Consider the following 13,249-nt stretch of genomic DNA (forward strand, 5'->3'; position numbering starts at 1 on the left):
GCAATGGAACGCTTATTTTTCCGTTCGAGTCCAGATCGTGGAGCCAGACAGCAATATCGAAAGCCCCTGAATCGAAAGATTCAGGGGCTTTTTTTGTGGCCGATGCAGAAGGCTGCGATCTTTCGATCTGCAAAGAAAAAGCCGATCTGTCTATTCAACAGATCGGCTTTTTTTCATCCACGATGCAGGTCAGACATGCTCGCTACTTTTAGCCAGCACCGGCCGCGGGTCGACCGCCCCGTGCGCCGACTCCACCACTGGAATCTCCTTGCCATCACAGTCGTGCAACTTGCCGTCGCTGAAGTAATCCCCTTCGCGCAACGCCGCCAGGTCCTGATAACGCAGCACCCGCTCCGTACCGGCCGCAAACACCGACTGCTGGTCGGAGTTACCGGCCGTGAGGTGGTTGAACGCCAGGTTGAGCACGATGGCCATGATTGCGGAGGAGCTGATGCCCGAATGGAAGATCGTGGCGAACCAACTTGGGAAGTGATCGTAGAAGTTCGGCGCGGCAATCGGGATCATGCCGAAACCGATGGAGGTCGCGACGATGATCAGGTTGACGTTGTTGCGGTAATCGACCTTGGACAGCGTCCGAATGCCGCTGGCCGCGACGGTGCCGAACAGCACGATACCGGCCCCGCCGAGGACCGAGGTCGGCACCGCAGCGATGACGCGCCCCATGAATGGCAGCAGGCCGAGGATCACCAGGAACAGGCCGCCGGTGGCCACCACATAACGGCTCTTGATGCCGGTCACCGCCACCAGCCCGACGTTCTGGGCGAAGGCGCTTTGGGTGAAGGAGCCGAAGATAGGCGCGATCATGCTCGACAGCATGTCCGCGCGCAGACCATTGCCCAGGCGCTTGGAATCGACCTTGGTCTCGATGATTTCACCAACGGCCAGGATATCGGCCGAAGTCTCCACCAGGGTCACCATGACCACGATGCACATCGACAGGATCGCCGCGAAGTGGAAGGTCGGCATACCGAAGTGGAAGGGTGTCGGGAAACCGAACATCGGCCCCTGGCTGACGGACGAGAAATCCGCCATGCCGAGGAACACCGCGATGATCGTACCGATGACCATCGCCAACAGGATCGACAACCGGGAGATGGTGGCGCTGCCGATCTTGCTCAACAACAGCACCAGCATCAGCGTCACCGCTGCCAGGCCGATGTTGGCCATGCTGCCAAAGTCAGGGGCGTGACTGTTGCCACCCATGGCCCAGCGTGCCGCCACCGGCATCAGCGTCAGGCCGATGGTGGTGATCACGATGCCCGTGACCAGCGGCGGGAAGAACTTGGTAATTCGCGAGAACACCGGTGTGATCAGCAACCCGATCAGGGAAGCGGCTATCACCGCCCCCAGGATCGACTGGAACCCGCCTTCACCACCACTGCTGACAATCGCCACCATGGTCGCGACGCCGGAAAACGACACGCCCTGTACCAGCGGCAACTGACAACCGAAAAACGGTAGACCCAGGGTTTGCAGCAACGTGGCCAGCCCCCCCGCAAACAATGAAGCAGCAATCAACAAACCGATGTCCGCCGGCGACAGCCCGGCCGCCTGACCAATGATCAAAGGCACCGCGACGATGCCACCGTACATGGTCAGAACATGTTGCAGGCCGTAAGCCATATTCGCGCCGATCCCGAGATTTTCATCTTCAGGCCGTTGGTGTGAAACATGGGGCGTTTTCATGTTAGGGGGTTCCCTGGTTTTTGTTATGCGCACACTGTATTCAAGATCCAGGACAAATGTCTATAGAGTTGTATACAACTTGTCAGTCAAATTATGAACGGCTGTTCATGCAGACTGTGTGCCACCGCGTTCCCCATCGCAAAAAACCTTGAAATACATCCGCCCGACCCATTCTCCCGCGCCCACTAGTCTTTTGAATTCCTGGCGACCATCGGCAGAGATCGCCCTCTTCCATATACATATAAAGTATGCATAATGAAGCCATTCGAAATTCAGTATCACAAGGCGAAGAACGCAGCCAACAAACTCAAGCACCTGGGCATCAGCCTCGCAGAGACGGAGCCTGTCTTCCATGATGAACATGCCCTGACCCTTCAGGACGATCACCATGACGAACAGCGCTGGATCATCATGGGGCTGGACGGCAAAGGTCGTTTGCTGGTCGTGGCGTACACCTACCGTGACCCGAATTTCGTTCGAATCATTTCTGCGCGCCTCGCCAGCAAAAACGAGCGCCGCCAGTATCTGGAGGCTTGACCAATGAAAGACGAGTACGACTTTAGCCATGCCAGGCGTGGGGCAGTTGCCCCCAGCAAAGGCAAGACCCGCATCACCATCATGCTCGATGACGTCGTCATCGACGCGGCACGCGCGCTCGCAGAGAGCGAAGGCTATGGCTACCAGACCGCGATCAACAACACGCTGCGCCGGGCATTGCTGACCGAGCATGACAAAGCAGAGACTAGTACTGCCAGGCACCTGAAAAAGGGGATCACCGCCTCTGAGCTGAAAAGCCTGGAAAAAAAGCTCGCGCAAGCCCTCAGCGAAATTCAGCGGGTGATGGAGCCCGAAGCCCGGCCATGATCAAGCACGAAAAAGGGGCAGGCTGATTCAATCCGCCCTTTTTTTGTGTGCACGATGATCCGCCTATTGCAGCGCTATCAATCGCTCAAGTGTGCGCATCAACGTCCCATGCGTGGGCACCCGAATCTCGAACTCGCTTTCGAGCACGCCGATCAACTCCTGTACATCGGCCACTTGCCGGCGTTCGCTGTCCTGCCCCGTGCGATGGATCGCAAAGCTGCCGTTATTGAGGGTACGTCGCCACCCTTCCCCGGTTCGGGCCACCATCAGTTGTTTGGCGAACGATGATTCGGGGTGGGTCGAGACGTACCAGTTGCCGACGGTGTAGTCGATGTCCTCCTGGCGCTGCAGGTCGAAGATGTACATTGGGCGCCATTCATTCGCGACCTTGGCGCGAAGGGTGTAGCCGTCGGCGTGCTGTTCGATGCGATACGGCTCGTGCGGAGTCAATTGCTCATCAAGGCTGTCGAGCAACAGCGGTGCGGTGGGCACCATGCCGCCAAAGCCGACGTCGGTGATGTAGCGCACGCCACCGAGCGTCACCAGGCTCAAGCGGTGCGTACGCGCGGTCCAGGCGCCCTCGGGCTGGCCCATGACCACGCGCCCGCTGATGCCCCGCGCATCGAAGCCGAGCGTTTGGAGCAAGGCCAGAAACAGATAGTTGAGTTCGTAGCAGTAACCACCGCGCCCATCCTGCAGGACCTTCTGCTCGATCGACGACAGGTCGATGCGCACCGGCTCGCCCGCCAGCGTGGTGAGATTTTCAAACGCAAAGGCACCGGTGTGACGCAATTGAAGCAGGCGCAGGGTTTCAAGCGTCGGCGCCGGGGGAGCTTCGAACCCCAGACGTTGCAGGTAGGAAGCAGGGTTTGTCAGACGTGGCTCGCTCATCGCTTGATCCTTATGCACGCAAGCTGTGGACGCTATGTATAAGGGATGAAGGGGTAAGGCCGACAATTGATTTAGCCAATCGGCCAGCAAGAAAAATCAACGGCGCTTGCGCGAGCCCAACTGAATCCAGGTGGGCGCATGGTCGCTGGCATGGGGTTCGTTGCGCACCCAGGCATCGACACCGGCCTCCTCCAAATAAGGACTCAAGGCCGGGTTGAGCAACAGGTGATCGATGCGTAACCCGGAGTTCTTCTGCCAGTGCTGGCGAAAATAGTCCCAGAAGGTGTAGACCCGCTCGTGCGGATACAGATGACGCACGGCATCGGTCCAGCCCTGATCCAGCAGACGCTGATAACACTCGCGGCTCTCGGGTTGCAGCAAGGCATCCTTGAGCCAGGAACGTGGGTTATAGATATCGAGGTCGGTGGGAACCACATTGTAGTCACCCGCCAGCACCACCGGATGCTCACTGGCCTGCAGCGCCTGCGCGTAACGTATCAGGCGCTCGAACCAGGCCAGTTTGTAATCGAACTTCGGCCCTGGTTGCGGGTTGCCGTTAGGCAAGTACAGGCAGCCCACCAGGACCCCGTGTACGGCAGCTTCCAGATAGCGGCTGTGAGTATCGTCGTCATCGCCCGGCAGACCTCGGCGGCTTTCCAGTGGCTGCGCATCCCGCGCCAGAATTGCCACCCCGTTCCACGACACTTGTCCCTGCCAGATCGCCCCGTAGCCGATGGCCTCAAGCTGCGCGGCAGGAAACGCACTGTCGACCGACTTGAGTTCCTGCAGACAGGCGATGTCCGGTTGCTCGCGCTCAAGCCAGGCCAACAGATTCGGCAGGCGGGCGCGCATGCCGTTGACGTTGAACGTCGCGATTCGCAGCTTTTTCATGGCCACCGTCCCGTTGGTTGGGTCTCTTGGGTGTGACCGCGCAGCCTGCAAGGTGTTCGGTCCACCGTAGCCAGTGCCACTCGTCATCCAGCTGGCACCAACCGCCCTGCCCTTCAGACCAACGTCAGTAATGACTCATCTTTTGGAGACGGACCATGATGAACACCAGAATCACTTCGCTGTTTCTCGCTGGGTTGCTGTGTGCGGCCTCCCAGGCCACCTTCGCAGTGTCAGGCGATGGTGCTGATGCGACGGGCACCAAATCCGGTTCAACCAGCGGCCCTGTCATGCCGCCCGACAACACCCCGAGCTCGCCCTCGGGCGGCAACGCCGGTGACGGTGGCGCAACCGGTTCTTCAAGTGGAAGTGCGGGCGGTAGCAGCGGTTCGGGTGCCGGAGGGGGTACTGGCGCGGGCGGCGGGACCGGTGGGGCTGGCGGTGGGACGGGTAGCTGAACGCGTAAAGGCAGCCGATGATGATCCATCGTCGGCTGTCTGCAATACCTGGGGGTTTATGAATGCCTGAAATATGACGTCAGTGCATAAAACTCATTCAACGCTTGTCGGTAGACTTTCCAGATTATCGCCCGGCGAGTTATTGGCGACTGTTTGTAAAAAAATCTCGTCATAGACTTCGACCCTGGCCCCCTTTACATAATCCTTCTCGCTTCTCCTCAGCAGTGTGTTGAACGGCACCCCCTGATTGATCAACTGCACCACAAACCCCACAGGAACCCAAAACCATTGGTTTTCATCTTTACCACAGGCAAAAACAGCGAGAATATTTCCGCTCGTGCGATCTGTCCTTGTTTTGCATATGTAGAACTGCATACGTCTCATACTACTTATTCCTTTAAATAAACCATCCCTGTCACGCGCATCAGCAATACACCCTCAACAACCGACCCGCTTAAACCGCAGATCATAAAATACCGCTCTTCAATACACTCGAATGCATTTGTTGGGAGAGATTACCCGCACCTACATCTGCCTGACCGCAGGCGGATTCCACTTGCCGTTCAACGCCTCGGCCTTCGGACCGTACAAGCGCATGGTCAGGTTGAACGGTCCCTTGGGCGCCGGTAGCCAATTGGCTTCCAGTTCCTTGCCGGGGCTTTCGTTCTGCAAGTAGATATCCAGCGAACCGTCGGCGTTGGTCTTGAACGGCATCCAGCTGCTGACCGCGAAGCGGTTGAGCCCGTTACCCACCTGAAAACCTTCGGGGTCGTACAGCGTAATCGACCAGAACGCGTTCACCGGTGGCGTTTCATCCTTGGCGAAATGCAGCACGTACTGGTGCGTGCCGTCGAGGGTCTTGCCGTTTGCATCGCCGATATTCAACGGATAAATCGCGTCTTCGGGCAAGTTGGCGCCGAGCCCCATCTGCGCCACGATCGCGCGCTTGAGGTAGTAGTTGCCGTAGACGCCCATGGTGTCGGTGTTCATCGACCAGCCGTTGACCACTCGCGCAAGGGTAGGCACCTTCCACGCCATCAGTGCTTGCGCGTCCTTGGGCGCAGTCTCCAGGGCAGCTTTTATTTCCGGGGCCAGCGCATCCATGTTGAACGACTTGCCCGGCTCGATGCCGATGCGCTTGATCTGCGCCAGTAGCGGCTGATCGGTGTTGTGCGCCGGATGCACCTTGAGCAGTTCGGCGGCATAGGCGAAGTAGTCTGCCGCCGACAGCGTGTCGACCTGGATTTTCGGCGGGGTCGTCATGTCCACGGCCGGGTCGATCTTGACACTGGCCGGCTCTGCGTCCTTGCCCAGCCGGGACAAAGGCGTCACGGTGTAGCCGGCCTGGATCTTGTGCACCGCCGCGTAGTCCGCCGCGCCATCGGTCTTGGTTCGCCCGATCACCCAGACAAAGGGTGTCGGCGCCGGCAGATGGTTCAGTCCCGCAGGCACGGTGCCGGCCCATCCCGGTGGCGTCACCAGGAACTGCGCCGCGTCGGTCCCCGTTGTGCGCCAGCCGGGCGAAGCGAATACGTCACTCCACATGTCGAGCATCGGCAGCAAGTAGAAGCGTCCGGCGGTGTCCGGCGCGGCGATGATCAATGGTTCCTTGGTCAGGTCGAGCCATGCGATGGAATACAAGGTGTCGAAGTTCGAGCGCACCACCCCTTTGAAACTCGCAGGCGGGTACTCCGGCACACTCACAAACATGTTCATCGGGCCCTTGCCGAACTCCTTGCCCGGTTCGATATTGGTGAATTGCTTGCGGGTGATGTCCATGGTCAACAGCGGATAAAAATAAACGTAGGCATCCACGCCGATGGCGTGAGCTTCTTCGGCGGTGATTTTCGATTGCGCCTGACTGACCAACGGCAAGATCGCGCTGGACACAACGATAAGGGCAATGGTGGTCAAAGCTTGGGTTATCGACATAGTGGCGATCGTCCGTGCGATGGGGAGATCTGCCGGGACCGGCAGAGCTAACGGAACTCTAGACGATCGATTGAACAAGTTCTGACAGGCTGACAATCGGCCACCGGGGATTCGCAGACCTCAACGATCCGAACGCATCAGCGCCTCGACCGCGCCCTCCATCGACAATACCGCCGAACGGTTCCTGCCCGAATGCTTGGCCTGATACAGCGCGGCATCTGCCCGCTGGATGAAGACTTCCATGCTGTCACGCCCCGTCGGCACAAACGAATAGCAACCAAGACTGACAGTCACGTATCCGCCAGGCGAGCCCGTATGGCTGATGTTCTTGCCCAGGACGCTGCGGCGAATCTGTTCGGCAAGGGTCATGGCACCATGGATATCGGTGTCAGGCAGCAACACCGCGAACTCTTCGCCACCGTAACGCACCGCCAGATCGGCCTTGCGATGGCAGCAGCTTTTCACCGCGCGCGCCACTTCAGCCAGACAGTGATCGCCCACCACGTGACCGTAGGTATCGTTGTAGCGCTTGAAGAAATCGATATCGAGCATGATCAGGCTCAGCGGGCTGTTTTGCCGGGCGCCGCGACCGAATTCGATATCGAGGGCCCGCTCGAACAACCGGCGATTGGCCAGGCCCGTCAGGCTGTCGTGGGTGGCAATCAGCTCCAATGCTTGCTGAGCCTGGCGCAAATCCGCCTCGACCTGTTCACCGACACGCACCTGACGAATGAACACCCAGCCGATCAGTCCGATACCCAGCATGACCAGCAAGACGATGGCGCTGGAGCGAAACGCCGTGTCGTACCAGCCCGCCAGAATCGAGTTTCGGGACGATGCCGCCGAGACCACAAGCGGGTATGCCTCCAGCTGCCGATAGCCATGCAGGCGGACAATCGCGTCCATCTCGGAGGCGAACATCGCGTTACCGGAAGTCGACCGGGGCAGCAGGTTCTGAAAGATTTCACCCTTGGCCAATGACGTACCGATCTGCGCTTGCACATAAGGCCTGCGGGCCAGCAACGTGCCATCGGTCAACGCCAGAAACATCGCGCCGTTGTCGTCGATACTGAAGCTTTTGAAGAACTGCTCGAAGTACGACATCTTGATCCCGGCCAACAGCACCCCCTGGAACTGGCCATTACGGTCATTGACCCGCCTGGAGATCGGAATGATCCATTCGCCATTTTCCCGACTGCGGATGGCCGGGCCGATGTGCGCAACGGTTGAAACGTTTTGCTGGTGAAATTTGAAGTATTCGCGATCCGCCACGCCTTTACCGCGAGGCAATGCTTCAAATGAGGTGACGACCCACTGGCCCTTTTGGTCGAACAGCAGGATGCCGTGCAATTGCTCCAGCGCCTGCACCCGCCGGGCGAAGGTTTTCTGCAAACGCGGACGTTGGGCCGGGCCGAATCCGTCGGCCTGAATCCAGTCCACCAGACTGGTCAGCACCAGATCGGCTTGCATGAAGGTGTCTTCGGCCTGCTGTGCCATGGCCCGCGTCAGGTTCGACGAAGCGACCTGGGCCTGAGTCAGGTCGTGGCGCCGGGATTGCTCCAGTTGCAAATAAAGCAAGGCGCACAGGCACAGGCACACCGTGCCGATAAACAACACCGCGGCCTTGCGCAGCGGTATGCGCTTCAAGGCGACGCCGGGGGCGTGGTACAGGTCATCAAGGCGTGTTGACAAAAAGCGCTCCCCTGAAAGGGCAAGGCACGAGCGACACCCCATGCCCCCTGGTTTTGGGCGCCAAGTCTACGGTGTTAGCAACGAGAAAAGGGCAGCAGATGCCAAATGGTTGCCCACTGCCTCACCAGGCTGTGGGCCGCGTATCAGCCAGAACGCTGCAACCGCCGCATTGCACTGTGCAAATGCGCCCGTGCACTTTCGGCATCGCCCAGACGCATTTGCTCACAGGTGCGCCGGGCGATATCAGCTGGCACCGGTTTTAGCTCGCGCCGGGTCGCCATCGCCAGCAACTGCACCTGGGCGGCTCGCTCCAGGTAATACAGATCGTCCCAGGCCTGGGCAATGGTTGGCCCGGCGACGATCACTCCGTGGTTCTTCAGGAAAAGGATGTCGGCGTTGCCCATGACGCTGGCAATCCGGTCGCCTTCGGACTCATCCAGGGCCAGGCCGTTATAGTCTTCATCCACCGCCGTGCGGTCATAAAACTTCAACGCTGTCTGCCCCAGCCATAACAACGGCGGACCTTGCAGCAGGCACAACGCCGTGGCGTGCGGCATATGCGTATGGAACGCCACTTTCACCTGTGGCAACTGCTTATGCAGTCGCGCATGGATGTAGAACGCGGTCGCCTCCGGCTGGCCTTCGCCGTCGACCACATGGCCGTGAAAGTCGCAAACCAGCAGCTTCTCGGCAGTGACCTCGGCGAATGCATAGCCATATGGGTTCACAAAAAACAGGTCATCGCGCCCCGGCACCATTGCCGAAAAATGGTTGCAGATGCCCTCCTCCAGCCCATGGCGCGCGGCCAGTTGAAAGCACGCAGCCAGTTCATTGCGAGCAGTGATGGCGGCTTCGCCATCCAGATCGAGACCGGCGTAAGTCGAGGGACGGGAACTGCCTGCAAGGGTATGCGCCATGGTGAGGACTCCGTGTGTTACCAGCCGAAGGAGGTGAACAGAGGTACGACCTGATCCAGGGTGCTCAAGATCGCATCGGGGCGATAGTCCGAGAGCATTTGCCGCCCGGTGCCGCGATCGATCCAGACGCAGCGAAAGTGCATGTCGCGGGCGGCAGCGTGGTCCAGATTCGGGCTGGCGCAGATGTGCACAACCTGGTCACGACGGACGCCGAGCTGTTGGTGAGCGTAATCGAACAGTCGGGGATCGGGTTTGTAGGCTCCGGCCTGCTGGGCGGTGATGACCCGGTCGATGTAACCACCCAATTGCGCGACATTACCGGCAATGATGTCGTCATCGGTGTTGGACACGATGCATAGCTTGAATCCCATTTCCTTGAGCTGCGCAAGGGTCGCAATCACCTCGGGGAACGGCGGCATGCCTGGAATGGCACCTGCCAGGCGCTGACTGTCTTCAGGTGCGCTCGCCAAGCCCAGTTCCTCCAGGGCCAGGTGCAAGCCCAAGGTGCTCAATTGGCGGAACGAGCGATGCGGCGGGATTTGCTCCAAGCGGTGTTCATGCCGGTCGTAGACTTCGATCAGGCGCTCGACGTCCACGGCGTGTTCGCCTTTGTCGCGCAAAACCTCGCAAGCCACGGCTTTCAGGCCTTCATCCCACTGAATCAGCGTGCCATAACAGTCGAACGTCAGCCATTCGGGGCGCGGGGTACTGTGCAGTGTCATGGAAGCATCCTCTGAAGTGTGGCCTTCAGATTAAGCGCAGGGCGTGATAGTGTGAAATTAAATTAATACCTATCTGTTAGTTGAAATATAAATATCAAAGGCGCCCGCCATGCTCGATCTCGAACTGCTTAAAACCTTTGTCTGCGTGGTCGACGAAGGCAGCTTCACCCGGGCTGCCGAGCGTGTGCACCGCACTCAATCAACAGTCAGCCAACAGGTGCGCAAGCTCGAAGAGTTGGTCGGACATTCGCTCCTGCTGCGTGATCGCACCGGGCAGAACATCAGCGTCACCGAGCACGGCGAAATGCTGATTCACTATGCCCGACGTCTGCTGGCACTGTCCTGCGAGGCTGTACAAGCCCTCGCCAGCGATGTCGACCTGGAGATCCTGCGCATCGGCGTGCCGGAGGATATCGACGCCCGGCGCATGGCACTGCTCCTCGCCGGATTCAGCCGGGAAAAACCCCAGGCCCGCCTGGAAACCGTCAGCGGCATGAGCACAGACCTCAAACAGAAGCTGGCAAGCGGAGAAATCGACATTGCCTTGGTCAAGCGCGAGCCGGCCAGTGGTCCCTGCTGGGCATCCTGGCCGGAAGAGCTGGTGTGGGTAAAAGCGGCGCAAATCGACTCGACCAACGACGTTGTGCCGTTGGCGCTGTTCCCCCAAGGGTGCATTTACCGACAACGGGCAATCCGCTTGCTGGACGTGGCGCAACGACCCTGGCGAGTCGCCTTTGGCAGTCATAGCCTGACGGGCATTCAAGCGGCAGTCGCCTGCGGCCTCGGCATTTCCGTGCTGCCGGTTTCGGCGGTGCTGCCCGAGCATCGTGTTTGCGCCGAACTGCCGCCGCTGCCGCCAACCGAACTGGCGCTGATCAGCCGCGAGGGCACATTGAGCGCATTGCAGCGGTCGCTGGTGGATTTTTTGCGAGAAGAGATGGCCGCTGCGATCGCGTGAACGCTGGCACAGAAATGATTTGTCACCCTTGTGCCGCAGGCATGACGCAGGACAACAGCCACATCGCCGCCAAGGAGCTACGATGACTCTTACACCACCAAAGGGATTTGAAATGAGCAAGGCAGACGAACTCGCCGAAAAACTGAAACAGACCCGACCGACCGGCAGCGATCAGGCGATCGACAGCTGGCCGGGGCAGGTCTACGAGCTGTATCAGCGGATCGAGGGCTGGTTGCAGCCCTTGATCGAGGCTGGCCTGGTCCTGCGGCGCAACGCCACTCATGTGTTCGAGAGCCACCCGCTGGGAGACACTTTCGACTATGCCATCGACCAATTGGTGATCACCGGCAATCACTGCAGCATCACGCTTGATCCTGTTGCGCGCTTCACGGTGGATGGCGAGGGGCGTGTCGAAATTCACTCCAAAGGCAACGAACATGCCCTGTTGCGCACCGTGGACGAACACGGTGCTACACATTGGTGGCTACAAGTGATCGAGCAAGCCGCAATGCGACCGGATGCGGTGGCGCTGACTGAAAACAATCTGCTTTCGGTGGTACAGGCAGGACTGGCGCTCAGTTGAAGCACGATCACCGCAAAGGCGGAACCCGGATCTCCCCGGCACGGCATTGTGTCTTCACGCCTTTGCCGCAAGACGCGAACGCCAGGTCCTTGTCCATGCAGACCCGAACCTCCGACAACTGCGGCCCGTTGCAGATCACCACAACGCCATCCGCCGGGATCTGCGGATTGCTCTGGCGGAACATCTGCGCAATGTCCCTGGCTGCAAAATAATGCGTCGTGCTCAACGGTTGCAGTTGCTCGGGAATCCTGACCGCGCCCAAGGCCTTGTCGGAGGCTTCCAGATAACCGTTGGCGCCGAGGCCGCTGCAAGTGCCGTGTTTGGCCCATTCGTGCTCAAGCAGCTTTTCGGACGGGAACAGCATCAAGCCCTTCGCCCGCTCCTCCGGCGAGAGTCTTACCCTCGGCGCGCAGGACTTCGGCCAACCGCCCTTGGTGTATTGCGGCCAGAGGCCGTGGAGCACGAAGCCATAGCCTTTGCCGGAACATTGCGCATCGTCACGATGGGTCAGGCAGTAAGTGGGTGACCAGGACAGCGCCAACAGGTAGTAGTCGAACACCCCTGCCACGGATTCCGGTCTGCCACTTCCCGTATCCCGAGCGCTGCTCGTGCCCACGCTGGCGAACGTCAACACGATCAGCGCGACCACAGCGTAAAGTCTGTTCATTGGCACCGCTCCTGCGGGGTGGCTTGACCGGCATATCGTTGACCGAAAATGGGCCGAGCAAAAGCCGGTACTTTGGCATAGCCACGAACGCTTTCGCACCACGAGAGTGATTCGAAATGATTAATGTCGTGCAAACGAACGATTCGTCAGATCAGCCTGTCGAGTTCTTCCAGGGTCATCCGGGGGATCAGTTGCGGTGGAACCTTCGAGATGTCGGACAGGTTGTAGACCTGAAAATCCTCGTTCACGACCTGCTTCGACAGGATCTCGAACGACGGCAGAATTCTGGTATGAAAATGCTCATCGAGTACGCAGGGAGAAACGAAGCGGCCTGGCGCTTCATAGAAGCGACCCACCGTCGGGTCCAGGTCTACGCCTACCAGGAACACCCGGGTAAATCCCAAGTGGTAGGCAAGCTGCAAAGCCAGGTAGGCGACGGTACGAGCGTCAAAAAAACCGCGCTTGAGGTTCTTGCTGAAACCCAGGGTTTACTCCGACTACTGCCTAGCTTGCGGACCCTGACAAGGTCTTTGTCAGTCCTGAAAAAATCACTCCACAACAGCCTGGGTACCCGGCTCAGCAAGTACAGTTTGCCCTGAGGCTTTAGCGACGTGTGCCAGACATGTTTTTCCCACAGCGCAACCCGCTCACTGAGGCGCATGGCCTCGGTAAACAGTTCCGGTTGCTGTTCGGAAAAGCCCTGATCGGTACAGACATAGAAGTACGGCGAGATACCTGTCCCCGTGAACTTCGAAATGGCGCCGTTCATGGTGATCATTGGAACGTCGGCATACTTGTGCAATGGGAAGTCTTTGGCCGATGCACCTGACGCTACGATGAACACTGGACCCGTTTGAGTGTTGCGGCACTCATCCAGGTCGTGCACCCGAAGTGAACCTGTGATGAGTGTCGTTTTTTTGTCGGCAACATCCATCGTCAATGTCCCTATCCCTGATAATTGATGAACTAC

At 59.0% G+C, this 13,249-nt stretch carries 14 protein-coding genes and 1 pseudogene; 5 read left to right on the plus strand and 10 right to left on the minus strand.

What is annotated here, in order from left to right; translation table 11 throughout:
* Positions 1 to 189: 189 nt before the first annotated feature.
* Complete coding sequence (locus ACA054_RS22850) at positions 190 to 1,707, minus strand: nucleobase:cation symporter-2 family protein (protein WP_497686277.1); 1,518 nt, start codon at positions 1,705 to 1,707, stop codon at positions 190 to 192.
* Between the two features lie 255 nt (positions 1,708 to 1,962).
* Here ACA054_RS22850 and ACA054_RS22855 point away from each other — a divergent pair, with 255 nt between their 5' ends.
* Entirely contained in the window at positions 1,963 to 2,244 is a 282-nt protein-coding gene (locus tag ACA054_RS22855) for a BrnT family toxin (protein WP_497635793.1), read from the plus strand.
* Between the two features lie 3 nt (positions 2,245 to 2,247).
* Positions 2,248 to 2,571 (plus strand): BrnA antitoxin family protein, encoded by a 324-nt coding sequence (locus ACA054_RS22860; protein WP_497686278.1) that lies wholly within the window; start codon positions 2,248 to 2,250, stop codon positions 2,569 to 2,571.
* Positions 2,572 to 2,634: 63 nt separating this feature from the next.
* On the opposite strand, the gene ACA054_RS22865 is transcribed toward ACA054_RS22860, so the two are convergent.
* Both ACA054_RS22865 and ACA054_RS22870 read right to left on the minus strand, forming a co-directional pair.
* Complete coding sequence (locus ACA054_RS22865; protein WP_497686279.1) at positions 2,635 to 3,462, minus strand: arylamine N-acetyltransferase family protein; 828 nt, start codon at positions 3,460 to 3,462, stop codon at positions 2,635 to 2,637.
* Between the two features lie 96 nt (positions 3,463 to 3,558).
* Complete coding sequence (locus tag ACA054_RS22870; RefSeq protein ID WP_497686280.1) at positions 3,559 to 4,353, minus strand: exodeoxyribonuclease III; 795 nt, start codon at positions 4,351 to 4,353, stop codon at positions 3,559 to 3,561.
* Positions 4,354 to 4,508: 155 nt separating this feature from the next.
* Here ACA054_RS22870 and ACA054_RS22875 point away from each other — a divergent pair, with 155 nt between their 5' ends.
* Positions 4,509 to 4,808 (plus strand): hypothetical protein, encoded by a 300-nt coding sequence (locus tag ACA054_RS22875; protein ID WP_497686281.1) that lies wholly within the window; start codon positions 4,509 to 4,511, stop codon positions 4,806 to 4,808.
* A 93-nt stretch (positions 4,809 to 4,901) separates the two neighbouring features.
* On the opposite strand, the gene ACA054_RS22880 is transcribed toward ACA054_RS22875, so the two are convergent.
* The 5 genes from ACA054_RS22880 to ACA054_RS22900 form a co-directional block, all read right to left on the minus strand.
* Positions 4,902 to 5,192 (minus strand): hypothetical protein, encoded by a 291-nt coding sequence (locus tag ACA054_RS22880; protein WP_497686282.1) that lies wholly within the window; start codon positions 5,190 to 5,192, stop codon positions 4,902 to 4,904.
* Positions 5,193 to 5,333: 141 nt separating this feature from the next.
* The gene (locus ACA054_RS22885; protein WP_497686283.1) at positions 5,334 to 6,740 is read right to left on the minus strand and encodes a DUF1254 domain-containing protein; all 1,407 of its coding nucleotides are present in this window, start codon (positions 6,738 to 6,740) and stop codon (positions 5,334 to 5,336) included.
* A gap of 120 nt (positions 6,741 to 6,860) precedes the next feature.
* Entirely contained in the window at positions 6,861 to 8,432 is a 1,572-nt protein-coding gene (locus tag ACA054_RS22890; RefSeq protein WP_497686284.1) for a sensor domain-containing diguanylate cyclase, read from the minus strand.
* Between the two features lie 143 nt (positions 8,433 to 8,575).
* Positions 8,576 to 9,349 carry an aldolase gene (locus ACA054_RS22895; protein WP_497686285.1) on the minus strand — a complete coding sequence of 258 codons (774 nt, stop codon included), beginning with the start codon at positions 9,347 to 9,349 and terminating at the stop codon, positions 8,576 to 8,578.
* Between the two features lie 17 nt (positions 9,350 to 9,366).
* Positions 9,367 to 10,071, minus strand: a complete 705-nt coding sequence (locus ACA054_RS22900; RefSeq protein ID WP_497686286.1) for a haloacid dehalogenase type II — start codon at positions 10,069 to 10,071, stop codon at positions 9,367 to 9,369.
* A gap of 109 nt (positions 10,072 to 10,180) precedes the next feature.
* Between ACA054_RS22900 and ACA054_RS22905 the strand changes: the two genes are divergently transcribed.
* Together ACA054_RS22905 and ACA054_RS22910 are read left to right on the plus strand one after the other, a co-directional pair.
* On the plus strand, positions 10,181 to 11,029 hold the full coding sequence (locus ACA054_RS22905; protein WP_497686287.1) for a LysR substrate-binding domain-containing protein: 849 nt from the start codon (positions 10,181 to 10,183) through the stop codon (positions 11,027 to 11,029).
* A gap of 112 nt (positions 11,030 to 11,141) precedes the next feature.
* A complete protein-coding gene (locus ACA054_RS22910; protein WP_497686288.1) occupies positions 11,142 to 11,612 on the plus strand; it encodes a hypothetical protein in 471 nt (156 codons plus the stop codon).
* Positions 11,613 to 11,619: 7 nt separating this feature from the next.
* On the opposite strand, the gene ACA054_RS22915 is transcribed toward ACA054_RS22910, so the two are convergent.
* Entirely contained in the window at positions 11,620 to 12,279 is a 660-nt protein-coding gene (locus tag ACA054_RS22915) for a ribonuclease T2 family protein (protein WP_497686289.1), read from the minus strand.
* Between the two features lie 146 nt (positions 12,280 to 12,425).
* Positions 12,426 to 13,213 (minus strand): annotated as a pseudogene (locus tag ACA054_RS22920) (WaaZ-like lipopolysaccharide core biosynthesis protein).
* Positions 13,214 to 13,249: the final 36 nt, after the last annotated feature.

This window comes from Pseudomonas sp. LBUM1653 (genome assembly GCF_059716115.1).

Bases quoted from the DNA above. Each gene is read 5' to 3' on its own strand.
- ACA054_RS22850 (WP_497686277.1), bottom strand. From the start codon at position 1,707: ATGAAAACGCCCCATGTTTCACACCAACGGCCTGAAGATGAAAATCTC.
- ACA054_RS22855 (WP_497635793.1), top strand. From the start codon at position 1,963: ATGAAGCCATTCGAAATTCAGTATCACAAGGCGAAGAACGCAGCCAAC.
- ACA054_RS22860 (WP_497686278.1), top strand. From the start codon at position 2,248: ATGAAAGACGAGTACGACTTTAGCCATGCCAGGCGTGGGGCAGTTGCC.
- ACA054_RS22865 (WP_497686279.1), bottom strand. From the start codon at position 3,462: ATGAGCGAGCCACGTCTGACAAACCCTGCTTCCTACCTGCAACGTCTG.
- ACA054_RS22870 (WP_497686280.1), bottom strand. From the start codon at position 4,353: ATGAAAAAGCTGCGAATCGCGACGTTCAACGTCAACGGCATGCGCGCC.
- ACA054_RS22875 (WP_497686281.1), top strand. From the start codon at position 4,509: ATGATGAACACCAGAATCACTTCGCTGTTTCTCGCTGGGTTGCTGTGT.
- ACA054_RS22880 (WP_497686282.1), bottom strand. From the start codon at position 5,192: ATGAGACGTATGCAGTTCTACATATGCAAAACAAGGACAGATCGCACG.
- ACA054_RS22885 (WP_497686283.1), bottom strand. From the start codon at position 6,740: ATGTCGATAACCCAAGCTTTGACCACCATTGCCCTTATCGTTGTGTCC.
- ACA054_RS22895 (WP_497686285.1), bottom strand. From the start codon at position 9,349: ATGGCGCATACCCTTGCAGGCAGTTCCCGTCCCTCGACTTACGCCGGT.
- ACA054_RS22900 (WP_497686286.1), bottom strand. From the start codon at position 10,071: ATGACACTGCACAGTACCCCGCGCCCCGAATGGCTGACGTTCGACTGT.
- ACA054_RS22905 (WP_497686287.1), top strand. From the start codon at position 10,181: ATGCTCGATCTCGAACTGCTTAAAACCTTTGTCTGCGTGGTCGACGAA.
- ACA054_RS22910 (WP_497686288.1), top strand. From the start codon at position 11,142: ATGAGCAAGGCAGACGAACTCGCCGAAAAACTGAAACAGACCCGACCG.
- ACA054_RS22915 (WP_497686289.1), bottom strand. From the start codon at position 12,279: ATGAACAGACTTTACGCTGTGGTCGCGCTGATCGTGTTGACGTTCGCC.